At 61.7% G+C, this 21,489-nt stretch carries 23 protein-coding genes (1 of these 23 cut by a window edge); 18 read left to right on the forward strand and 5 right to left on the reverse strand.

All coding sequences use genetic code 11. From position 1 onward, the window contains the following. Both AB4072_RS09925 and AB4072_RS09930 read left to right on the forward strand, forming a co-directional pair. Positions 1 to 852: the final stretch of a M23 family metallopeptidase gene (locus AB4072_RS09925; RefSeq protein ID WP_441967595.1), read on the forward strand. 1,197 nt of this gene lie to the left of the window's left edge; the window shows 852 of its 2,049 coding nt (coding positions 1,198-2,049); the start codon falls outside the window, past its left edge; its stop codon occupies positions 850 to 852. 6 nt (positions 853 to 858) lie between these two features. Further along, the gene (locus tag AB4072_RS09930) at positions 859 to 1,773 is read left to right on the forward strand and encodes an AEC family transporter (RefSeq protein WP_441967597.1); all 915 of its coding nucleotides are present in this window, start codon (positions 859 to 861) and stop codon (positions 1,771 to 1,773) included. A 77-nt stretch (positions 1,774 to 1,850) separates the two neighbouring features. Here the strand turns inward: AB4072_RS09930 and gluQRS are convergent, their stop codons facing one another. Then, a complete protein-coding gene (gene gluQRS / locus AB4072_RS09935) occupies positions 1,851 to 2,750 on the reverse strand; it encodes a tRNA glutamyl-Q(34) synthetase GluQRS (protein WP_441967598.1) in 900 nt (299 codons plus the stop codon). Between the two features lie 131 nt (positions 2,751 to 2,881). Between gluQRS and AB4072_RS09940 the strand changes: the two genes are divergently transcribed. Further along, the gene (locus AB4072_RS09940; RefSeq protein WP_441967600.1) at positions 2,882 to 3,559 is read left to right on the forward strand and encodes an alpha/beta hydrolase; all 678 of its coding nucleotides are present in this window, start codon (positions 2,882 to 2,884) and stop codon (positions 3,557 to 3,559) included. A 2-nt stretch (positions 3,560 to 3,561) separates the two neighbouring features. On the opposite strand, the gene AB4072_RS09945 is transcribed toward AB4072_RS09940, so the two are convergent. Both AB4072_RS09945 and AB4072_RS09950 read right to left on the reverse strand, forming a co-directional pair. Then, on the reverse strand, positions 3,562 to 4,326 hold the full coding sequence (locus tag AB4072_RS09945) for an HpcH/HpaI aldolase family protein (RefSeq protein ID WP_441967602.1): 765 nt from the start codon (positions 4,324 to 4,326) through the stop codon (positions 3,562 to 3,564). Positions 4,327 to 4,335: 9 nt separating this feature from the next. Then, positions 4,336 to 4,659: a DUF1476 domain-containing protein gene (locus AB4072_RS09950; RefSeq protein WP_441967604.1), complete on the reverse strand. Its 324-nt coding sequence runs from the start codon at positions 4,657 to 4,659 to the stop codon at positions 4,336 to 4,338. 258 nt (positions 4,660 to 4,917) lie between these two features. Here AB4072_RS09950 and purC point away from each other — a divergent pair, with 258 nt between their 5' ends. The 8 genes from purC (at position 4,918) to AB4072_RS09990 (ending at position 11,117) form a co-directional block, all read left to right on the forward strand. After that, complete coding sequence (gene purC, locus AB4072_RS09955) at positions 4,918 to 5,682, forward strand: phosphoribosylaminoimidazolesuccinocarboxamide synthase (protein ID WP_441967606.1); 765 nt, start codon at positions 4,918 to 4,920, stop codon at positions 5,680 to 5,682. A gap of 345 nt (positions 5,683 to 6,027) precedes the next feature. Next, positions 6,028 to 6,561, forward strand: coding sequence for a hypothetical protein (locus tag AB4072_RS09960; protein WP_441967608.1), 534 nt, complete (start codon positions 6,028 to 6,030; stop codon positions 6,559 to 6,561). A gap of 127 nt (positions 6,562 to 6,688) precedes the next feature. After that, complete coding sequence (gene purS / locus AB4072_RS09965; protein ID WP_441967610.1) at positions 6,689 to 6,928, forward strand: phosphoribosylformylglycinamidine synthase subunit PurS; 240 nt, start codon at positions 6,689 to 6,691, stop codon at positions 6,926 to 6,928. 101 nt (positions 6,929 to 7,029) lie between these two features. Then, positions 7,030 to 7,728: a phosphoribosylformylglycinamidine synthase subunit PurQ gene (gene purQ / locus AB4072_RS09970; RefSeq protein WP_441967612.1), complete on the forward strand. Its 699-nt coding sequence runs from the start codon at positions 7,030 to 7,032 to the stop codon at positions 7,726 to 7,728. A gap of 24 nt (positions 7,729 to 7,752) precedes the next feature. Then, a complete protein-coding gene (gene purL / locus AB4072_RS09975) occupies positions 7,753 to 9,963 on the forward strand; it encodes a phosphoribosylformylglycinamidine synthase subunit PurL (protein WP_441967614.1) in 2,211 nt (736 codons plus the stop codon). A 17-nt stretch (positions 9,964 to 9,980) separates the two neighbouring features. Then, positions 9,981 to 10,217 carry a BolA family protein gene (locus AB4072_RS09980; RefSeq protein ID WP_441967615.1) on the forward strand — a complete coding sequence of 79 codons (237 nt, stop codon included), beginning with the start codon at positions 9,981 to 9,983 and terminating at the stop codon, positions 10,215 to 10,217. Positions 10,218 to 10,266: 49 nt separating this feature from the next. Further along, positions 10,267 to 10,602, forward strand: coding sequence for a Grx4 family monothiol glutaredoxin (gene grxD / locus AB4072_RS09985; protein ID WP_441967616.1), 336 nt, complete (start codon positions 10,267 to 10,269; stop codon positions 10,600 to 10,602). A 170-nt stretch (positions 10,603 to 10,772) separates the two neighbouring features. Continuing rightward, positions 10,773 to 11,117: a hypothetical protein gene (locus AB4072_RS09990; protein ID WP_441967618.1), complete on the forward strand. Its 345-nt coding sequence runs from the start codon at positions 10,773 to 10,775 to the stop codon at positions 11,115 to 11,117. A 4-nt stretch (positions 11,118 to 11,121) separates the two neighbouring features. Here AB4072_RS09990 and tlpA read toward each other — a convergent pair whose 3' ends face one another. Together tlpA and AB4072_RS10000 are read right to left on the reverse strand one after the other, a co-directional pair. Further along, positions 11,122 to 11,775, reverse strand: coding sequence for a thiol:disulfide interchange protein TlpA (tlpA, locus tag AB4072_RS09995; RefSeq protein WP_441967619.1), 654 nt, complete (start codon positions 11,773 to 11,775; stop codon positions 11,122 to 11,124). Positions 11,776 to 11,975: 200 nt separating this feature from the next. Next, on the reverse strand, positions 11,976 to 14,255 hold the full coding sequence (locus AB4072_RS10000; protein WP_441967621.1) for a calcium-binding protein: 2,280 nt from the start codon (positions 14,253 to 14,255) through the stop codon (positions 11,976 to 11,978). Between the two features lie 171 nt (positions 14,256 to 14,426). Here AB4072_RS10000 and AB4072_RS10005 point away from each other — a divergent pair, with 171 nt between their 5' ends. From AB4072_RS10005 to AB4072_RS10035, 7 genes are all read left to right on the forward strand, one after another. Beyond that, positions 14,427 to 14,690: an LptM family lipoprotein gene (locus AB4072_RS10005; protein WP_441967622.1), complete on the forward strand. Its 264-nt coding sequence runs from the start codon at positions 14,427 to 14,429 to the stop codon at positions 14,688 to 14,690. Between the two features lie 20 nt (positions 14,691 to 14,710). Continuing rightward, positions 14,711 to 15,979: a diaminopimelate decarboxylase gene (gene lysA, locus AB4072_RS10010; protein ID WP_441967624.1), complete on the forward strand. Its 1,269-nt coding sequence runs from the start codon at positions 14,711 to 14,713 to the stop codon at positions 15,977 to 15,979. Positions 15,980 to 16,374: 395 nt separating this feature from the next. Next, on the forward strand, positions 16,375 to 18,912 hold the full coding sequence (locus AB4072_RS10015; RefSeq protein ID WP_441967628.1) for a TIGR02302 family protein: 2,538 nt from the start codon (positions 16,375 to 16,377) through the stop codon (positions 18,910 to 18,912). An 89-nt stretch (positions 18,913 to 19,001) separates the two neighbouring features. Next, entirely contained in the window at positions 19,002 to 19,193 is a 192-nt protein-coding gene (locus AB4072_RS10020) for a twin transmembrane helix small protein (protein ID WP_441967629.1), read from the forward strand. A gap of 121 nt (positions 19,194 to 19,314) precedes the next feature. Next, positions 19,315 to 19,932: an acyloxyacyl hydrolase gene (locus AB4072_RS10025; RefSeq protein WP_441967631.1), complete on the forward strand. Its 618-nt coding sequence runs from the start codon at positions 19,315 to 19,317 to the stop codon at positions 19,930 to 19,932. 133 nt (positions 19,933 to 20,065) lie between these two features. Next, the gene (locus tag AB4072_RS10030; RefSeq protein WP_441967633.1) at positions 20,066 to 20,641 is read left to right on the forward strand and encodes a cob(I)yrinic acid a,c-diamide adenosyltransferase; all 576 of its coding nucleotides are present in this window, start codon (positions 20,066 to 20,068) and stop codon (positions 20,639 to 20,641) included. Positions 20,642 to 20,650: 9 nt separating this feature from the next. Beyond that, on the forward strand, positions 20,651 to 21,358 hold the full coding sequence (locus tag AB4072_RS10035; RefSeq protein WP_441967635.1) for a rhomboid family intramembrane serine protease: 708 nt from the start codon (positions 20,651 to 20,653) through the stop codon (positions 21,356 to 21,358). The last annotated feature ends 131 nt before the right edge of the window (positions 21,359 to 21,489 follow it).

Here is a 21,489-nt window from a genome sequence, read left to right on the forward strand (position 1 = left end):
ACCGCCGCTCCGGAAGAGACTGACGAAGAGGACGATGGCCGCGGTGTCCGCCTCTATGAAAGCCTTTATGAAACGGCTCTGAAGAACGACCTGCCACGCCAGACGGTCGACGAGTTGGTGCGGATCTTCGGCTATGACGTCGATTTCCAGCGCCGCGTCTCCCCTGGCGATACATTTGAAATCTTCTTCGGTACGGACGACGAAAACAGCAGCACGGCTCCTGAAGTGCTCTACGCCTCATTGACCACCGGCGGCGAAGCGCGCCGAATCTATCGCTACCAAGGCGATGACGGAATGGTCGACTTCTTCGACGAAGGGGGCCGCTCGCTCAAGAAATTCCTGCTACGCAAGCCGATCGCGGAGGGCATCCTGCGTTCCGGCTTCGGCACCCGCTTCCATCCGATTCTCGGATACAGCCGGCCCCACACAGGCGTCGATTGGTCCAACAAGATCGGAACGCCGATCCTCTCGGCTGGTAACGGCACCGTCATCAAGGCGGGGTGGGAATCAGGTTACGGACGCCGCGTCGAGGTTCAACACGCCAACGGCTATGTAACCGCCTACAACCATATGTCGGGCTTCGGCAAAAGCGTCGCCCCTGGGGCCAAGGTGAAACAGGGCCAGATCGTCGGCTATCTCGGCAGCACAGGCCTCTCCACCGGACCGCACCTGCACTATGAAGTCATCGTCAACGGCCATTTCGTCGACCCGATGAAAATCCGCCTGCCACGCGGACGCGAGCTCGAAGGGCGCGGACTGAACGAGTTCAAACGCCAGCGCGAGCAAATCGACGATCTGCTCTCCCGGGCGACCGCTACGACAAACGTCGCCCAAAGGGCCGATCTGCGCTGAGGCCACATGCTTGAATCTCTTGCGATCGTCCTGCCGATCTTTGGTCTGATCGCAATCGGCTATGGTGCCAGTCGCACGGGGTATGTTTCGCACCGTGTCGGCGAGGGGCTGTCGGAATTTGTCTTTACTCTCGCCCTGCCCTGTTTGATTTTCCGAACCCTCGTGAAAGCAGAAATCCCCGCTGTTCAACCTTGGGGCTACTGGATTTCCTATTTCGTCGGCGTTGCTGCGGTCTGGTTACTGGCCGCTTTCGTCGGACGCCGCTTCTATGGATTGAGCGGCATTTCCCAGGTGGTCGCGGGCTTTTCCGCCGGCCAGGCGAACACCGTCTTCGTCGGGGTCCCGATGATCCTCAAGGCTTACGGTGAAGCGGGCGCGGTGCCGTTGTTCCTTCTCCTTGCCATCCATCTGCCGGTAACGATGACGCTTGCGACGGTGCTGGCGGAGGGGCGGAGCACTTCACCGCTTCAGTTGATCCGCCGTCTTCTCACGCATCCGATCGTGGTCGGCATCCTGGCCGGGAGTGCCTTCCGCCCCATCGCTTCTGACGTCCCCGAGCCGATCTTGCACGTAGTCGATCTCCTGGGCAGCGCCGCCATCCCTTGCGCCTTGATTGCCATGGGAATCGCCCTGCGTCGCTACGGAATCGGAATGGGGTGGCAGCTTCCGACGATCATCGCAGTTCTAAAGGTGGTTGTTCATCCACTGATCGTCCTGATCCTCGCGACGCAGGTCTTCAGCATGCCGCCGGCCTGGTCAGGCGTCGCAATCCTGTTCGCCTGCTGCCCGTCCGGCATCAACGCCTACCTCTTCGCGGAGCGTTACAACGAGGGTGTCCCTATCGCCTCGGCCGCCATTACGCTTTCGACCCTGTTCGCCATCGTCACGACCCTGATCTGGCTTCAGGTGCTCGGCGTCTAGAGCATGATCAGAACAAGTGGAAACCGGTTGTTCGCCCGGATCATGCGGCAATAAGGAATCGAGAGCTTGATCGTGTTTCAAAGAGACACAATCAGGCTCTGAGCGCCAAAACCCAGGCGCGCGCGAACCTCCACGGCGCTCACATCCCGATCCCTCAGTTCAGCGAGCGATTCGGATCCCCGGCTCTTGGCGAGCTTGTCCCCATTCGAATCCTGTACCAGCCCATGGTGGTGGTAGAGCGGCGTCGGTAGGCCGAGCAAGCGCTGCAGCAAGACATGAAGATCGGTGGAGGCTTCGAGATCCTGGCCCCGCACCACGTGGGTGACGCCTTGCAAGGCATCGTCCATCACGACCGAGAGATGGTAGCTGGTCGGAGTTTCCTTGCGCACGATCACCGCATCGCCCCAGCGCTCCGGATGCGCCTCGACCAACTCCTCCCGACCTTGTTTGTCGAAGCGACGATAAGTGTAAGGCCCGGGAGCAGAGGCAAGGGCAGCCTGCATATCGAGCCGCCAGGCATGGTCCTCGCCGGCAGCGATTCGCTTCTCGGCCTCATCGACTGAGCAGGAAAGGCAAAGGCCTGGATAAAGCGGAGCACCGTCGGGATCGCGCGGCCAAGGATTCCCGCTTGCGGCCTCGTTTCGTGCCACAGCTTCCATGATCGTCTTGCGGGAACAGAAGCACGGATAGAGAAGTCTCATGCTCCGCAGACGCCGGGCCGCAGCGCGATAATCCTCAAAATGCTCGGATTGGCGGCGAACCGGTTTTTCCCAGCGAAGGCCGAGCCAGCTGAGATCGTCATAGATCCCCTGTTCGAAATCCGGCCGGCAGCGGGTGATGTCGATGTCTTCGATCCGCAACAAAAGCCGTCCGTTAAGGCGGCTGGCAAGATCCTGATTCAACAGAGCCGAATAAGCGTGCCCCAGGTGCAGCCGGCCGTTCGGGCTCGGCGCGAATCGGAAGACCGGGGCCGTCATCGAAGGCGACTCCGCCAAGCCGGATCTTGGCACCGGGTCTCATTCGATGCTTGACCGGAGAAGAAGGGCGCGCTTGATCTGCGATGGCAAGGGGCGCTTCGCTCCTCCTTTATATATGGCAGGTCTCGCCCATGGTTACCCTCGACGGTCCTCGCATCGCCCCGAAATCCGGAACCGCCAAGCAATTGGTGGTGTTCCTGCATGGTCGCGGGGCCAACGGGGACGATCTGATCGAACTCGGCTATCAGTGGCAAGGCCTGTTGCCTGACGCGGCCTTCGCCGCGCCCAATGCGCCGAACTCTTGTGAAGGTGCGCCGATGGGGAAGGAATGGTTCCCCCTGACCCTTCGCGATCCGACCGAGTTCTGGCGCGGGGTCCAGAGCGCCGCCCCGGCTCTCGGCGCCTATCTCGATGCGGAATTGGCCCGATATGGCCTCGACGACACGAAGCTGGCGCTCGTGGGTTTCAGCCAGGGTACGATGATGGCCTTGCATATGGGCTTGCGTCGACCCGTAGCTCCCGCCGGCATTCTCGGCTTTTCGGGGCTTCTGGTGCTCGATTCGGATAAGGGGCCCGATAGCCTCAAGGCCGAGGCGAAGGGAAAACCGCCGATCCTCCTTACCCACGGGGACCGGGACGAGGTGTTGCCGATCGACATGTTCTTCTTCTCGAAGGAGGCGCTGGCCGCCGCCGAGATCCCCTGCCAATGGCATATTTCCATGGGGGTCGGCCACGGCATCGACGGGGGTGCGCTCCAGCATGGCGGACTTTTTCTGACCCAGTCCTTCGGGCTCCCCTATCCCCAATAGCGTCAGCCTCGCGCCGCCGCCAAAGCCGTTGCGGCCCCCATGCGGAGAAGCCCCGCATCGGTGCCGATCGAGATGAAGTGGAAACCCTTCCGGCTCAACTCGGCAGCCTTCTCGCCATTGGCGGCGTAGATCGCGGCGATCTTGCCGACCGCTTTCGTGCGGGCGAGCACGTGGTCGATGGCGGCCTCCACCTCCGGACTTCCCGGATTGAGACTCTTGCCGCCCGACAACGCGATGGAAAGGTCCGCGGGACCGACGAAGACGCCATCGATTCCGGGTTCGGCCAGGATCTCATCGACGACGTTGAGCGCCTCGCGGGTTTCAATCATGGCGAGGGCAGAAGATAGCCCGTTCGCCTTGTTGAAATAGGCGCCCACCTCGAGGCCGGAGAGCGTCAGAGCGCCGTGCGGCCCCCAACTGCGCGTGCCGATGGGCGGATATTTCATGAACCCGGCAAAACGACGGGCATCTTCGAGGGAATTGATCATCGGCGCGATCACCCCGGCGGCGCCGGCATCCAGGAAGCGCGATGCCGTGCCGAATTCGCCGACGGGAACCCTGACGACAGTTGGCTTACCCGCAGCCGCGATCCCGGATATGGCCCGCGCGGCCGCCGCGAAATCGATGACCCCATGTTGAAGGTCGAGCACGATGGCGTCGAAGGCCTCACGGGCCAGAACGGCCGAAATGCTCGGCTCAGGCAGACCACACCAGGCCGCAAAGGCGGAACCGCCGTTTTTCCAGCGCTCAGGAAGGAAGGTATTCATTGCCGCCTCTTAGCGCCCAGCCTTCAACGCGTCGACGGCCTGCGCCATCAGCTCCCGCAATTTCGCCTGCAACTGGGCATCATCCGTGCTTTTACCAGCGGCTTCGAGATCGGCTTTCACCTTACGGATGACATCCGCGTCACCGGCTTCCTCGAAATCGGCCAGAATTACGCTCTTGGCATAGGCTTGCGCATCGGCCCCGGATTTTCCGATCTGCTCGGCGACCCAGAGGCCCAAAAGCTTATTGCGGCGGGCCGTTGCCTTGAACCGAAGCTCCTCGTCGAGGGCGAATCTCTTCTCATACGCCTCTTCGCGCTTGTCGAACTCCGTCATCGGCAACTCCTCCCGTTTTATGCTTTCCGCGATATAAGGGCGCGGTTTCAGTCTCGCCAACATCGTAGCCTTGAAAAACGACGCGAGCGAGATGATTTCGGGAGCATGAGACACCCCTGCCCCGCGTTGTGCTTATCCCAGGGATCGGATAGGTTGCGCTTCAAGCCGGGCGGCGGTTCGCCGCAATGCCTGTGCGAGCCGCGGATCTGCATCCAAGGGAGCCTCGGCATTGATTTCCTCAAACCACGGTAGACACTGATGAATCGCCGCCGTCGCATTTACGAAGGCAAGGCGAAGGTCCTCTATGAGGGACCGGAGCCTGGAACACTCGTCCAGCACTTCAAGGATGACGCTACCGCCTTCAATGCCAAAAAGCATGAAGTGATCGACGGTAAGGGCGTCCTCAACAACCGGATCTCGGAATTCGTCTTCCAGAATCTGAACGATATCGGTGTACCGACCCACTTCATCCGTCGCCTCAACATGCGTGAGCAGTTGATCCGCGAGGTCGAGATCATCCCGCTCGAGGTCGTTGTCCGCAACGTGGCCGCCGGATCGCTCTCGACACGGCTGGGCATCGAGGAGGGCACGCAGCTTCCGCGTTCCATCATCGAGTTTTACTACAAGAACGATGCCCTCAACGACCCAATGGTCTCGGAAGAGCACATCACCGCCTTCGGCTGGGCGACGCCCCAGGAGATCGACGACATCATGGCGCTCGCCATCCGCGTCAACGATTTCCTCTCCGGCCTCTTCCTCGGCGTCGGCATCCGCCTCGTCGATTTCAAGATGGAAACCGGCCGCCTCTGGGAAGGCGAGATGATGCGAATCGTCGTCGCCGATGAGATTTCCCCGGATTCCTGCCGTCTCTGGGACATCAAGTCCAAGGACAAGCTGGACAAGGACCGCTTCCGCCGCGACATGGGCGGCCTCGTGGAAGCCTATTCGGAAGTCGCCCGCCGCCTCGGCATCCTCTCCGAGAACGAAAACCCGGCCATGCCGGGCCCGCGCCTCGTTCAGTAAGACGCGAACCTCATTCCGCTCGATCAAGCCCGGCTCACGCCGGGCTTTTTTGCTTTGAGGATCCCTCACCTTATCCTGAGGAGCCGCGTAGCGGCGTCTCGACGGAGGCTCCAGCGCGCTCGGAGACGCCTCGCCCTTCGAGACGATGCTCCGCATCCCTCAGGGTGAGGCTGCGTGGTGCCTGTCTCACCCCGGCGGTCCCGCAGGACCGGAAAGCACCATAGATTCTTTATAGTTGCTTCCCCTCCGCTTCGCTCCGGCCGGGGATGAGGGCCGTGAGGGCCAGAGGCCTCGACGGCGCAACGCCCCATCGACCTCAGGCCAAGTTTGACGCATACAAGCGCCATGCCTTCTCGTCGCCTCCCCTCCAGCCTTGTCGCCCGGATCGCCATTCTCGGCCTCTTCCTGCTCGGCGGTTGCAGCTATCTTCCCCGAAATGTCGAGGGCGTGCCGGAGAATGCGCCTTGGTTTTCCCTGCCCCTGGGGCCCTTTCTTTCGGAAGGGCGCGGCGAGCTGGAGGCGATTTCGGCTTGCGCCGAATGCGGACCGGGGATCGTCGCAGGTGTCTTGCGCCTTACAGGCCCGGACGCGGATAAGGCCGAGGCGGTGTCGCGGAACCCGCAGGCGCTCGCCAGAGCGCTTTCCTCCACGCCCGGCAGAGCGGAGGTGGTGGCCCGAGCAAAACCTCTTCTGGCCGCTTCCGCAAACGGATTCATTCTGTCGCTGACCCGTGCGGACGCCGCAAAGCCGCCCGTTTGGAGCGCCTCTCTTACACAGCGCAGGAATGACGGCCTTCTTGTCATCCTGGTGATCGGCGGGGATGAGCGCGAGGTCGAGGCAACGGTCCGCCGAGTCGCTGCCCGATATTGCGGCACCTAGACCATAATCCGGCGAAGATTCGTGCAGCGAACCCTGTCGCCTGACAATAAGATCCGAGGGACATTGTATCCGGCGATCATTCCCTTTATGGCGTTGGCTCAAATCCCAACCGGCCTGGACCAGACCCATGAAAGCTCGCGTCACCGTGACCCTCAAGAACGGCGTTCTCGACCCGCAAGGGAAGGCCATCGAGGGAGCTCTGAAATCGCTTGGCGTCGAAGGCATCGACAGCGTGCGCCAGGGCAAGGTGTTCGACATCGAGTTGCACACGATCGATAAGGCCAAGGCCGAGGCCTCGCTGAAGGCCGCTTGCGAGAAGCTGCTCGCAAACACGGTGATCGAGAATTACCGGATAGACCTCATCTGACCGTCATGCCCGGAACCTGATCCGGGCATTCACGTTTCTCCGCGCCGCAAGGCGTGGGATGGCCGGGACACCGGCCCATGACGACAAAAAGGATGGCTTGAATGAAATCCGCTGTTCTCGTCTTTCCCGGAACCAATCGCGACGGCGATGCGGTGCGTGCGCTCAAGCAGGCCGGATCGCAGGTCGAGACGGTCTGGCACTCCGCGACCGAATTGCCGAAGGGTACCGATCTCGTGGTTCTCGGCGGCGGCTTTTCCTATGGCGACTATCTGCGCTGCGGCGCGATCGCCGGACGCGCCACGATCATGGATGCGGTGCGGGCCCACGCGGCGCGGGGCGGCCTCGTGCTCGGGATCTGCAACGGCTTCCAGATCCTGTGCGAATCGGGACTTCTGCCCGGCATCCTGATGCGCAACGCCAACCTGAAATTCATCTGCCACCGCCAATTCCTCAAGGTCGAGCGCAACGACACGGCCTTCACGAGCGCCTATGCCAAGGGGCAGGCCATCGATGTCTGCGTCGCCCACGGCGAGGGCAACTACACGGCCGATGGCGAGACCCTGAAGCGCATCGAGGGCGAAGGTCTGGTGGCCTTCCGTTACTCCGATGAGAACGGGAATGTGACGCCGGACGCCAACCGCAACGGCTCCATGAATTCCATCGCGGGCATCTATTCCGACAAGCTCAACGTGCTCGGCATGATGCCCCATCCGGAAAACCTGATTGAAGATCTCATCGGCGGCACCGATGGACGCGGGCTCTTCGAGAGCCTCGTTTCTTCCACCCGCCGCGCGGCCTGACCTCTTCCAAACGCGAGAACTCGGATGATCCGCAACGACGTCGCCATCACCCCGGAGCTGGTCAAGGAGCACGGGCTGAAGCCCGACGAATACGAGCGCTTCGTTGCCCTCATCGGCCGCACGCCGACGATCACCGAACTCGGCATCGTCTCGGCCATGTGGAACGAGCATTGTTCCTACAAATCCTCGCGCATCCATCTGCGCGGCCTGCCGACGAGGGCCCCCTGGGTCATTCAAGGACCCGGCGAGAATGCGGGCGTCATCGATATCGGCGACGGGCAGGCCTGTATCTTCAAGATGGAAAGCCACAACCACCCCTCCTTCATCGAGCCCTATCAGGGCGCGACGACCGGTGTCGGCGGCATTTTGCGCGACGTGTTCACCATGGGCGCGCGCCCCATCGCGGCATTGAACTTCCTGCGTTTCGGCGAGCCTGATCATCCGAAGACGCAGCACCTCGTCGGCGGTGTCGTCGCTGGCATCGGCGGCTACGGCAATTCCTTCGGCGTGCCGACGGTGGGCGGCAGCGTCGGGTTCGATAAGCGCTACAACGGCAACATCCTCGTCAACGCCATGGCCGTGGGTCTCGCCCGCACGGATGAGATTTTCTACGCAAAGGCCACCGGCGTCGGAAACCCAATCGTCTATCTCGGCTCCAAGACCGGCCGCGACGGCATCCACGGCGCGACCATGGCCTCCGCCGAGTTCGACGACGCGTCGGACGAAAAGCGCCCGACCGTCCAGGTCGGCGATCCCTTCGCGGAAAAGCTCCTGCTCGAAGCTTGCCTCGAACTCATGCAGTCGGGCGCGGTCATCGCGATTCAGGACATGGGCGCGGCGGGTCTCACCAGCTCCGCTGTGGAAATGGGCGCGAAGGGCAACCTCGGCATCGAACTCGATCTCGACAAAGTGCCTTGCCGCGAAGAGGGCATGACCGCCTACGAGATGATGCTGTCCGAGAGTCAGGAGCGCATGCTCATGGTGCTCAAGCCCGGCATGGAAAAGAACGCCGAGGCGATCTTCGTCAAATGGGGGCTCGACTTCGCCGTCATCGGCCGGACCACCGACACCCTGCGCTTTGTCATCAAGCATCAGGGCGAGGTGAAGGCCGATCTGCCGATCAAGGAACTCGGCGACGAGGCTCCGCTCTACGACCGGCCGCATGTCCCGAGCCCCGCCCTGCCGGTCATCGCGCCTGAGAGCGTGAAGCCGCCCGTCTCCGAGATCGAGGCGCTACGCAAGCTCGTCGGTTCGCCGGATCAATGCTCGAAGCGTTGGGTCTGGGAGCAGTACGACCATCTGATTCTCAGCAACACGGTCCAGACCCCCGGCGGCGACGCGGCCATCGTGCGAATCGAGGACGGGCCGAAGGGCCTTACCCTCACCACCGATGTGACTCCGCGCTATTGCGAGGCCGATCCGTTCGAGGGCGGCAAGCAGGCGGTCGCGGAAGCGTGGCGCAATATCACCGCCGTCGGCGGATTGCCGCTGGCGATCACCGACAACCTGAATTTCGGCAGCCCGGAGCGTCCCGAGGCCATGGGCCAATTCGTCGGCTGCGTGAAAGGAATCGGCGAAGCCTGCCGCGCACTCGACTTCCCGGTCGTCTCCGGCAACGTCTCGCTTTACAACGAGACCAACGGCCAGGGCATTTTGCCGACCCCGGCCATCGGCGGCGTCGGCATCGTCGCCGATGTGGCGGTGCACGCCACTGTCGCGATCAAGCGCGAGGAAGACGCGCTCATCCTCATCGGCGCGACCTCGGGCTGGCTCGGCCAGTCGATCTACCTGCGCGACATTTGCGGGCGCGAGGAAGGCGCTCCGCCGCCGGTCGATCTCGCGACAGAGAAGCGCAACGGCGATTTCGTGCGCCAGCTCATCCGTTCAGGACAGGTCGATACGGTGCACGATTGCTCGGACGGCGGTCTTGCCCTCACGGTCGCCGAAATGGCGATGGCGCGCGGCATCGGCGCTATCATCGGTTATCAGCCGGAAGGCATTCCCCTCCACGCCTTCCTCTTCGGCGAGGATCAGGGCCGTTATGTGATTGCGGTCGATCCCAATGACGCGGCCGATATTCTCTACGAGGCCACGGCACTCGGCATTCCTGCCATCACCCTCGGCCTGACCGGCGGCGATTCGTTGATTCTGCCGGGTGGCCAAGCCATATCGGTGAAAGACCTCAAGGCGGCCCATGAATCCTGGCTGCCGGACTACATGGCCGGCAAGGCCTGAATGGAAAGAAACGCGAAATGGCGATGGATGCAGGCGAAATCGAGAGCATGATCAGGACGGCGCTCCCGGACGCCAAGATCGAAATCAAGGATCTGGCAGGCGACGGCAATCACTATGCCGCGACCGTCGTGTCCTCCGCCTTCAAGGGCAAGACCCGGGTGCAGCAGCACCAGATGGTCTATGCCGCGTTGAAAGGAAACATGGGCGGTGTGCTGCACGCCCTTGCTTTGACGACGCTTGCACCCGACAATTGAGAGACATATCGAACCCGGCGCCTTGACCGCCGTGGAGTAGGAGCATCCCATGACTGACGCCCGTCAGGTTATCGACAACGAAGTGAAGTCCAGCGACGTCGTGCTTTTCATGAAAGGCACCCCTGAATTCCCCATGTGCGGGTTCTCCGGCCAGGTCGTCCAGATTCTGAATTATCTCGGCGTGCCGTATAAGGGCGTGAACGTGCTCGAGGACGAGACCATCCGTCAGGGCATCAAGGATTATTCGAACTGGCCGACCATTCCCCAGCTCTACGTGAAGGGTGAATTCGTCGGCGGGTGCGACATCGCGCGCGAAATGTTCCAGGCGGGCGAATTGCAGCAGTTTTTCGCGGACAAGGGCATCACGGTCAAGCAGACCGCCTGAGGCCCTCAAGAAGCCGAAGAAGACAATCAAGCGGGGCCACAACAGGCCCGCTTTTTTGTTGCCTGAAGGATGTGCATTTGCCGCATTCCCTCCCCGTCGAGCATTCCGGCACACTGGCGCGGTTCATGACCCGGTAACGGGCGACACGCGCTGCAAAAATGGGGGCCGGAATGCCAAGTACCGAAACGAATGTTGCCGAAACGAATGTTCTTGCGTTCAGACGAGCCCAGAAGAACCACACCGCGCCGGCGTCCAAAAGTCTGATCGAAGCGGTTTATGCAGCGGGTTCGATAGCTGTCCGCGCCGACGATCTCCCCACCAAGACGGCCGCAACGATGCTGCAGGCGTTTGGCCTCATCGTCATCGACTCGGTCGGCACGGATGGGACGCTAAAGCTCTTGCGAAAGGGCGAAGCCCGGCAGGCCAGGGACCGCCCGTGGCGTCTCTCCAAACCTTCCTTTTCCGGCGAGGTGGGCGTGCCTGACGCGAACGGCGCCTTCACAAAGCATCCCTGAAAAATCAGGAACGCCCCAGCATCGCGCGCACGAAAGCGAGCGCGTCCGGCGAATGCCATTCGGCGGGCCCTTTCAACAGGGCGATTTCGCACCCCGATCCATCAATGAGAAGCGTCGTCGGCAGGCCGACCACATGTCCGGATTTCTGCAGGGTCTGCAGCACTTTTCCGGAAGGATCCGCGTAATAGGCGAGGTTGGCGATCCCGTTGTCCTTCAGCCAAGCCTTCGGCTTCTCGGCATTGCGGGTGTCGACGTTGATCGCCACCACCTCGAAATCGGGCGAGCCCAGATCCGCCTGAAGCTTGTCGAGCGCCGGCATCTCCTCGCGGCAGGGCACGCACCATGTCGCCCAGAGATTGACCAGAACGGCCTTGCCCTTGAAACCTTCCAACGTCTTCGCCTGTCCCGCCTCATCCTTGAAGGCGAGCACAGGCAGCGTCTTGGACGTTAGCGGAACGACAAGCGCCGCCAAATCGCCCTTCGCCAAGGGCCGAAGCCGTTGCAGCACAGCCTCCGACGCGCGGCATTCCTGCGTGTCGGAAATAAAGGGGCGACCCGAAAAGCCATACAAGGTCACAGCGCCGAGAGCGCACAATCCGACGAGACCGACTATCCAGGGCGCGCGCCGGGCTCGCTTTTTCTCAATCGTATTCGACATGCCGTCGATGTCGCGCGTTTTAAGCCCGACCTCAAGCCCCCGCGTTCAAGGAGCCGAACACGACTTAGCGAGGCGCAAGGCAGGGAGCCCTCTGACGACCGCAAAGTGGGCGGAAATCGCCGCCACCCGCTCAGCCCGCAACAAAAAAACCTCGCCGCATTCGGCGGGCGAGGTTTCCACGTCAGTTAGAACGAATTTCATCAGATGATGAAAAAGTCTTTCTCGGAAATCGTCGTGAGTTTTTTCGGCAGAGTCGCGATCAGAACCGCCGCTTTCTTGCCGCTGCCATCCTCGTCATAGAAGACGTTGCCCTTCTTGATGTCCACGATGATGCGGTCGTCCTTGTCGTGGGCCTTGGTTCCGAGCCAGAAGGCGCTTGTCGCGAGCTGCACGGGTTTCTTCTCGCTGCCTTTCTTGCCGAGCTTGGTGAAAACCGCATTCTCGAGCCAGATCGAGTCGTCCACCACTTTGAAGTCCGCAAGCGCCTTCACATTGGCCTTCGTATTGAGGGCGGGCGAATCCAGGACGAAAATGTCCTTGCCTTTGCCGCCGACGAGTTTGTCTTGGCCGAGGCCGCCCCTGATCGTGTCCGCGCCTGTCGATCCGGTGATGACATTGGCGAGATCGTTGCCCCTCAGAGAAAGCTTGGCGGTCCCTTGGCCGGTGAGGTTTTCGATATTCTCGCCAAGTGTGTAGCTGATCCACGTGAAGATGGTATCGAGCCCGGCCCCAAAATTCTCGACGACCACATCGTTCGCATCGTCGACGTCGTAGCTGTCGTTGCCGAGGCCGCCTTCCATCCGGTCCGCACCCGCGCCACCATTGATGATGTTGTCTGCGGCATTGCCCCTGATGACATTGGCGCCCACATTGCCAGTGAGACGAACGGCGCCGGTGAGAGCCTCCAGAGCCTCGACATTGGCGCCGAGTATGTAGTCGGTGGACGTGAAAACGGTATCGTAGCCTTCGCCAGTCCCTTCAGTGACGGTGTCACCCGCATTGTCGACATAGTAGACGTCATTTCCAATGCCGCCTTGCATCTTGTCCGCGCCGGTGCCCCCCTCGAGACGGTCGCTTCCAGAGCCGCCGATCAGCAAGTCGTTTCCTCCGGCTCCCGCGAGGTGATCGTCGCCGTCGCCGCCGTTCATCGTATCGTCGAACTGTGTTCCGACCGCCTGATCGTTCCCGTTACCCCAGGTGAGATCGATGCCCTTGATGCGATAGTCGAGCACTTGCCCGACCGTATCGCGGTCGAACACCGCAGGCGCCCCATTCGGGCTGATCTTCTTGACCTGATCCCAGCTGACGATGAGGCGACCGTCGAACAATTCGGTGATGGTCGGGGCACCGCGATAGGCATTGATCGAAACATCACTCGCGACGACATCTTCGCCGACGAACGCGCCCGCTCCGCTGAAGGTCACAGTGCGGATGTTGGTGAATCCGGATGAAGCTCCCGGGGAGACATAGGCAATCGCGAAGCCGCCACCCGCCAAAGCCGTCACTGCGGGAGCGAATTGATCGCCTTCCTTTACGAGCGCATTCACGCGAATAGCATTGCTATCCGGCGTCCCATCCGCCTTGTAGATCTGCGCCTTGACGCAGGTTCCGTCCACATCGGCGCCCGCAGCACCTGAAAAATCCAGCTCCGACCAGACGGCGACAAAGCGTCCATCCGCGAGCTTCGTTATCTTGGGCGGTGCGAGCCCGTCCCATGAATTCGACAGAACGAACTGTGCGCCCCCCGTCGAGGTGCCCCCGTCGAGCGTGAAAACACGTCCGGAAACCCGGTCGACAGGCGACCCCGAAATCACCTCCATACTTGAGAAGACGACCGCGAAGCCGCCATCGGTGCCAATGACCGTCGCATTGCCCTGATCGCCTATAGTCGTCGCATTCACGACGAAAGCGTCGCCTTGCATGACGCCCGAGCCGGAGAAGAGGCAGCCCCTCACATCGTATTCGGGAGTGGCAGGCGTTCCATTGTTTGTCGTATAGGTCGCGACAAACTTGTCGCCGGACAGAGCGGCGAGCGAGGGATGCGAGAGCTTTCCGGCTTCGGCGCTACCGGCGAGAACGATTTCTTCGTCCCGCATGCCGTCGCCATCGGCATCGTAGGCACTTCCGTCGGCATTGAAGATCCGCGCCTTGATGGTCGACTTGACCGTCGCACCCGGATCAGGATCCTCACAATGCCAGGCCACGACAAACCGGCCGCTCGATAGAACGGTGATCGTGGGCTCTTCCACCGACCCGGTGGTCGCCAGGCTCACCGGGATTTCCGACCCCATCGGAGCGGCTCCGGAATAGAAAACCTGCGCCTTGATTGCCGATGAAACGACGACGCCTTGATCGTTTTTCACCTCTTCAAGCCACGTCCCCACGAACATGCCGTTCTTGAGCGCCTGGACCTGCACTTGCTGCTGAACCCCGGCGACCGTCCGGTTGACATGGAATTCACTCCACTTGATCGGCGCCATGACATGCTCCTCGCGGCAAGATGCAATTATCCAAACGTTATTTTGTAACGATAATGCCGGTGAGCGCAAGGCTTTCCGGCGTCCCACGGCTGTTTTCCAGGCTGGATTGTCATCCCCCTCGCCTCCGCCGTTTCTTCCCGCTATGGTGCGGCCACGTTTCGGAGCGTTTTGATGTTGCCTGATCTGCCTTTTCTCCGCGCCGCCCTGGTCGCGGGAGCCCTTGTCCTGACCCTTACCGCTTGCGGGCGCCGTGGCGCGCCTGAGGCCCCGCCGGACCCGTCCGCGCCCAAAGCCCAGCAAACCACCACCGAGTCGAGCGACGAAGACGACACCAACGATAGCGTTCTGCCGTCGCCGGTGGGGACCCCGAGAAAGAACCCCAAACGCGGCTTCACCATCCCGAAGTCGCAGTTCATTCTCGATCCGATTCTGTAGCACCGCGAACAAGTCACCCCATGCACCATTTTGCCTATCGGGATGGCGTGCTGCACGCCGAGGATGTCGATTTACGCCGCATCGCGGCCGAGATCGGAACGCCTTTCTATTGCTATTCCAGCGCCACGCTGGAGCGGCATTACCGCGTGCTCGCTGAGGCCTTCGCGGATACGGACGCCCTTGTCTGCTACGCCATGAAGGCGAATTCCAACCAGGCGGTGCTCGCGACCCTCGGACGCCTCGGTGCGGGTATGGACATCGTCTCGGAGGGTGAATTGCGGCGAGCGCTGGCCGCCGGCGTTCCCGGGGAGCGAATCGTTTTCTCTGGCGTCGGCAAGACCAAGGCGGAAATGGCTCTTGCGCTCGATAGCGGCATTCTGTGCTTCAACGTCGAGTCGGAGCCTGAACTCGAAGCCCTGTCGGAAGTCGCACTTGCGAAGGGGACACGCGCGCCGATCTCGATCCGCATCAATCCGGATGTGGACGCCAAGACCCACAAAAAGATTTCGACCGGAAAGTCCGAGAACAAGTTCGGCATTCCGATTGCCCGGGCGCGCGAGGTCTATGCACGCGCGGCGTCCCTGAAAGGACTTCAGGTCACCGGCGTCGATATGCATATCGGTAGCCAGATCACGGATCTGTCGCCCTTCGACAACGCAACGGCTCTTCTTGCGGAACTCGCGCGCGACCTGATGGCGGATGGGCACAAGCTTCATCACATCGATCTCGGCGGCGGCCTCGGCGTGCCTTACCGGGAGGACAACGAGCCCCCGCCCGATCCGCAGGCCTATGCCGACATCATCAAGCGCCACACCCGCGATCTCGGGCTGAAGCTTGTCTTCGAGATGGGCCGCCTGATCGCGGGCAATGCGGGCATTCTCATCACACAGGTGATCTATGTGAAGGAAGGCGCCGGCAAGACCTTCGTCATCGTCGATGCGGCGATGAACGACCTGATCCGCCCGACGCTCTACGACGCCCATCACGACATCAAACCCGTCGTGGCTCCGGGTCGCAATGCCACGCACATCATCGCCGACGTGGTCGGCCCTGTCTGCGAGACGGGCGACTATCTGGCGCTCTCACGCGACATGCCTTCCGTGAAGGCCGGAGATCTTCTCGCCATCATGACGACAGGTGCTTATGGCGCTGTGCAGGCGACGACTTACAACACCCGCCGCCTCGTGCCGGAGGTCTTGGTGCGCGGGCACGAGCATGCCGTCGTGCGCCCGCGTCAAACTTATGAAGACCTGATCGGCCTCGACCGCATGCCCGATTGGCTTGCCTGACCTTCACGGTGGCTCGCCATGCGATGGCGATAGCGAACATCGCGTTCAAACGAAAAGCCTCGGTGATGAACGCCGGGCTTTTCTTAGCCGCGCCGGCGTCCCAGAGTGGGAGGAGAAAGCCGTCCCCAGGACGAAGAGTGCTCAACCTTAGCGCTGTTGACCACCGTGAATTCGCGCTGGGTGCCACGACCTGTTCTGTTTGATTATTTCAATAACATATCCGGAACATATCGTTGTTTCGTTGTATTTGCCTTCGCAAGCTCGCCTTGAAAGCTCGCGGTTCAACAAACCGTGCACAATTGACGTCTGGTCATCGTCGGAGGGCATGCTAGCTTAGACACGGGGCGCTGACTCGCATCGCGCGCGGCGTAACCGCGAGGTGGAGACTTGGTTGGATGAGCGCGGGCCCGGAGCCGAAACGCAAAGGCGATAAGGAGCGAGCAGGCCTCGATACCTTGGTCATGCGCGCTCGTTCCGTACTCTGGTGGGAGAAGGCCTGGCCCGTCCTATGGCTGCCGCTTGCCGTTATCGGCGCCTTCCTGACCGTATCCTGGCTCGGCCTCTGGTTTGAGACACCGCCTTTGGCGCGCATGATCGGTGTCGGGCTTTTCGGGCTCGCTTTCCTCGGCTCGTTCTGGCCCCTGTCCCGCTTGCGCCGGGCGAACCGGGTTGAAGCGCTTGATCGGCTCGACCGGGATTCAGGGATTTCGCACAGCCCCGCGCGGACTCTGGATGACAGCCTCGCCATGGGCTCGGACGATCCCGGCACTGCCGCGTTGTGGGCGTTACACCGGAAGCGCGCAGCGACCGCGTTCGATCGTCTGCGGGTTTCGCCACCCCGCCCCGACATGCCGCGCCGCGACCGTTACGCTCTTCGAGCCGCCGGCATCGTCGCAGTCGTTGCGAGTGCCTTCGTGGCCGGCCCGGAAATCGGAGAAAGACTGAAGGCCGCTTTCGATTGGGGCGAGACCGCCGCACGCGACCCAGCCTTTCGCGTCGATGGCTGGATCGACCCGCCACTTTACACGCGTCTCCCCCCGCTCATGATCGATTTGGCTCAAGGCGAGCAGAGCCTGCGCGCCCCGATGAAATCGACAATCGTCATCCGTGTGGCGGGCGAAGGCGACGCCACCATCACACCGGAACAGGGACTCGTCGCGCAGCCAGAAGCCGCGACCCGGCGCAGCGATCTGCGTGAGCAGCGCTTTACTCTGCAAGGCAATGCCGCTCTATCCGTGAAAACCGGCTTCGCGCGCACCGTGAAGCTGATGGTGGAAGCCATCCCCGACCGGCCGCCGGAAATCGCGTTTTCCGGACCACCCGAAATCAACGCGCGCGGCACTTTCACGCTCGCGTACAAGGGCAAGGACGATTACGGAATTTCTTCCATCGAGGGCATCGTCGAAAAAGCCGAGACGAAAGGCCGCTCGCTCGTTCCAGCGCCGCAGATCGCATTGGCCCTTCCGGCACCGGACGGGGCAGAAACCCGCTCCATTGTGGACCTGACCGAACATCCCTGGGCCGGCGCGCGCGTCAAGGTAAGGCTGCGCGTGAAGGACGATGCCGGGCAGGAAGCGTTAAGCGAGCCCATCGAATTCAAGTTGCCGCAGCGCTCGTTCAACAATCCTCTCGCCAAGGCTTTGGTGGAACAGCGCAGCAATCTCGTGCTCGCGCCGGATGATCGCAAAAGGATCCAGACCGCGCTGGACGCGCTGCTCATCGCCCCTGATGCTTACACACCGCAATGGGGCGTCTTTATCGGCCTTCGCACGGCCGCGCAGCGCCTGCGAAAAGCGAAGACCGATACTGATCTGACCGATGTCGCCGATTGGCTCTGGACCATGGCGGTCCAGATCGAGGACGGCAATCTGAGCGAGGCCGAACGCGATCTCCGCGCCGCCCAGGAGCGACTGAGCGAGGCCATCGAGCGCGGCGCTCCAGACGATGAAATCAATCGCCTGACCCAGGAACTGCGTCAGGCCATGGATAAATTCCTGCGCGAATTTGCCCAGCGCATGCAGCAGCGCGGCCAGGCGCAGCAGAACCAGCGCGCGCCCGATCGCGTCATTTCGCAGGACGATCTCAACCGGATGCTCAGGCAGATGCAGGAAGCCATGCGCCGCGGTGATGTGGCCGAAGCGCAGCGCCTGCTCAACCAGCTGCGCAACATCCTGGAAAACCTGCAGATGGCGCGGCCCGGTCAGAACGATCCTCTCGGACGGGAAATGGGCCAGTCCATGCAGGACCTGGAAAACATGGCGCGCGAGCAGCAGCAATTGCGCGACGAAACGTTCCAGGATGGGCAGAACCGACGCATGCGCCAGGGCGAACGCAATCGCCAGCGCCAGCAGCGGCAGGGCCAGAACGGTCAGAACGGCGAGCCGCAAATGGGTCAGGGACAGGAGCAGGCGGAAGGCGGCGACGGCGATCCTTCACAGGGTCTTTCGCAACGCCAGCAAGCCTTGCGCGACAGATTGCGCGACCTGCAGAACCGGATGCGTGGCCTCGGGATGGAGAACGAGGACGGCCTTGGAGACGCCGAACAGGCGATGCGTGAGGCCGAGGATGCATTGGGCCAGGGCCAGGACAGTCAGGCTGTGGAGGCTCAGGGCCGCGCGCTCGAAGGATTGCGGCGCGGCATGCAGGGCATGGCGCAACAGATGCAGCAGGGCCAAGGCAACGATCAGGCCGGAGACCAGGGAGAAGGCGAACCGGGCTCGCTAGGGCGCCAGAATGGCCAAGCCGACAACCGGGATCCGCTCAATCGTCCCTTCCGCGAACGGGGCGAAACGGAGGGTGGGACGACAATCCCAGGCTTGGGGCGTGGCGGGAGTGCGGCCCGGATTCTGGAAGAATTGCGGCGCAAACTGGGAGATCCCAGCCGCCCGCAGGAAGAACTTGATTATTTCGAGCGTTTGCTGCGACGCAATTAACCTGTAACGGATGGCATCAACCAGCATGACGGGTTCCGAAAAACGCTCGGCCCGGGTGACGCGAGACCGCCGGACGTTAGGGAATAACCATGACCAGCTTTTCGAATATCCTCGTATCGGTCGCCGTTGTCGCCGTCGCGATCGTTCTGCTTTTGGGGCTTATCAACATGATGCGCGGGGGAAGCCCCAATAAGTCGCAGCAGCTCATGCGCTTGCGTATCCTCCTGCAATTCATTGCAATTATCGTCATCATGGCCGTCGTCTGGTGGCGTGCGGCCTGAACGGCTCCGCTGACCCGATATTGACACGATCCCACCATCGTCCTTTAAAGGGGCGCATTATGGATAACCGTTCGTTAACGTGAGCGGCTTATTAATTGCTTGTTCAAACAATAGGGAACCGATGCGCGCCAGCACGATCACAGGCCTGAGCCTTTTGATTGCGTTGACGGGCGTATCGACTGCCGTTGCGGCAGACGCCAAGCGGCAGCAAGTGGCCAACGCCGTCGTCGAGCCGACGGCCACCGTGCCTCCCACGACAAGCTTTGTTTCCGAATTGCGCTTCGGCCTGTCCGCTGAGGATCCCTGGGGACCGGAAGGCCGGAACAAGTCAGCGAACCTGACCGGCGAGATTCTTTTCGCTAAGCCGTTTACGGCCTCCGATCTCTTCACGAGCTATTTCATCCCCCGCCCGCATATCGGCGGCAGCGTGAATTTCGAGGGTTTTGCCAGTTTCGCCTATGCCGGCCTGACCTGGACCGTCGACATCACCCCGACCTTCTTCGTGGAAGGCAGCTTCGGCGGCGCGATCCACAACGGCGAAAAAGGCCATTTGTACGCGTCGCCGGATCGGTCGTCCCTGGGATGCTCGCCTCTGTTTCGCGAGTCCGGCTCGGTCGGTGTGCGTCTGGCCGCCAATTGGAACCTGATGGCGACCATCGAACACCTTTCGAACGGCGGCTCCTGCGCCGACAATAGGGGTTTGACGAATATCGGCGCGCGGGTCGGCTATTCGTTCTAACCGACGGTGTTCGGGCGAACCGGTTCTTGTTTCGCTGAGATATCTCTGGCGTTCGTTTTGTCGCGATTGTGCGGCACGCAATTATCGGCTTACTTCTTAAACCCTCAGCCGAAGCAAAAAGCACCCGCCACCCATGGTCGTTCTCAACCGCATCTACACCCGCACCGGCGACAAAGGCACGACCGCTCTCGCGGCCGGCGGGAGGCGTGCGAAATACGATTTGAGAATCGAGGCCTTCGGTACGGTGGACGAGACGAATGCCTGCATCGGCATGGTCCGCCTGCACACCAAGGACCATTCCATCGATGAAATGCTGGCGCGCATCCAGAACGACCTGTTCGATCTCGGCGGCGATCTGGCGACGGTGGAAACCGGCAAGCCGCTTCCCTACGAACCGCTCCGCATTACCGAGGCGCAGGTGGAGCGACTGGAACATGAAATCGATCTTCTGAATGCCGACCTCGCGCCCTTGCGATCCTTCGTGCTCCCTGGCGGCACACCGGCCGCAGCCGCCCTTCATCTGGCGCGCACCGTATGTCGGAGAGCAGAGCGGCGTGTGGTAGAGCTCATGGATCGGCCGGAGGAGAAAGTCTCTCCCATCGCGGTGAAATATCTCAATCGCCTTTCCGACCTTCTCTTCGTCGCGTCACGTTCCATCAACGACAACGGCGCCCTCGACGTTTTGTGGGTGCCCGGGCAAAACCGTTGAGGCAGCGCCATGTTTCTGCCTCTGCATGATGGAGTGCCGCTGAAGAACATGCGGATCCCAGTCATGACGCGACTGGTGATCGGCATTTGCATCGCGGTCTATCTCTTCAGCCGCTTCGGCTCTCTCGGAAACGACGCGATGGTGGCGGGTCTGGGCCTGCTCCCCTCCGTGCTGTTCGGCCATGAAATTCTTCCGGGGGGCTATCCTTTTCTGCCAGTCCTGCTTACGCCGATCTCCAGCATCTTCGTCCATATCTCGCTGATGCATCTGGGCGGGAACATGCTTTTTCTCTGGGTCTTCGGCGATAATGTGGAAGACGCCATGGGGCATGTGCGCTTCCTCATCTTCTTCATCCTGTGTGGCGTCGCCGCGGGCCTCACTCACGCTTATATGAACGCCACGTCCTATCGCCCGCTGATCGGTGCGTCGGGAGGCGTGTCGGGAGTGGTGGCGGCCTATCTCATCCTTTATCCGCGCGTGCGGATCTGGGCCCTGTTCTGGGTCGGCATTCCGCTTCACGTTCCTGCCTTCGGAGCCATCGGTTTCTGGATCGCGCTCCAGATCGGCGCCGCTTTCTTCGGCATCGACGAGTCCGTCGGCTGGTTCGCCCATCTCGGCGGGTTCGTTACCGGTGCACTTCTGGTACCGCTCATGCGCCATCGTCATGATCCTATTCTGGCCCGCTTAGAAGCGCGTGAATTGAGCGTTTCCCGGTGACAAGAATCACATGCATAGCCTTGAAATCACGCACCTCGCGTTGACAATCGGCCCTTGCCCGCTAGGGTCCCCAGCATCCAAATGCCAATCTAGTCGGAGGTTGTCGGGTGCATCCGATTGTCTCTGCAAGC

Source organism: Microvirga sp. 2MCAF38 (assembly GCF_052115485.1).
GTDB lineage: Bacteria > Pseudomonadota > Alphaproteobacteria > Rhizobiales > Beijerinckiaceae > Microvirga.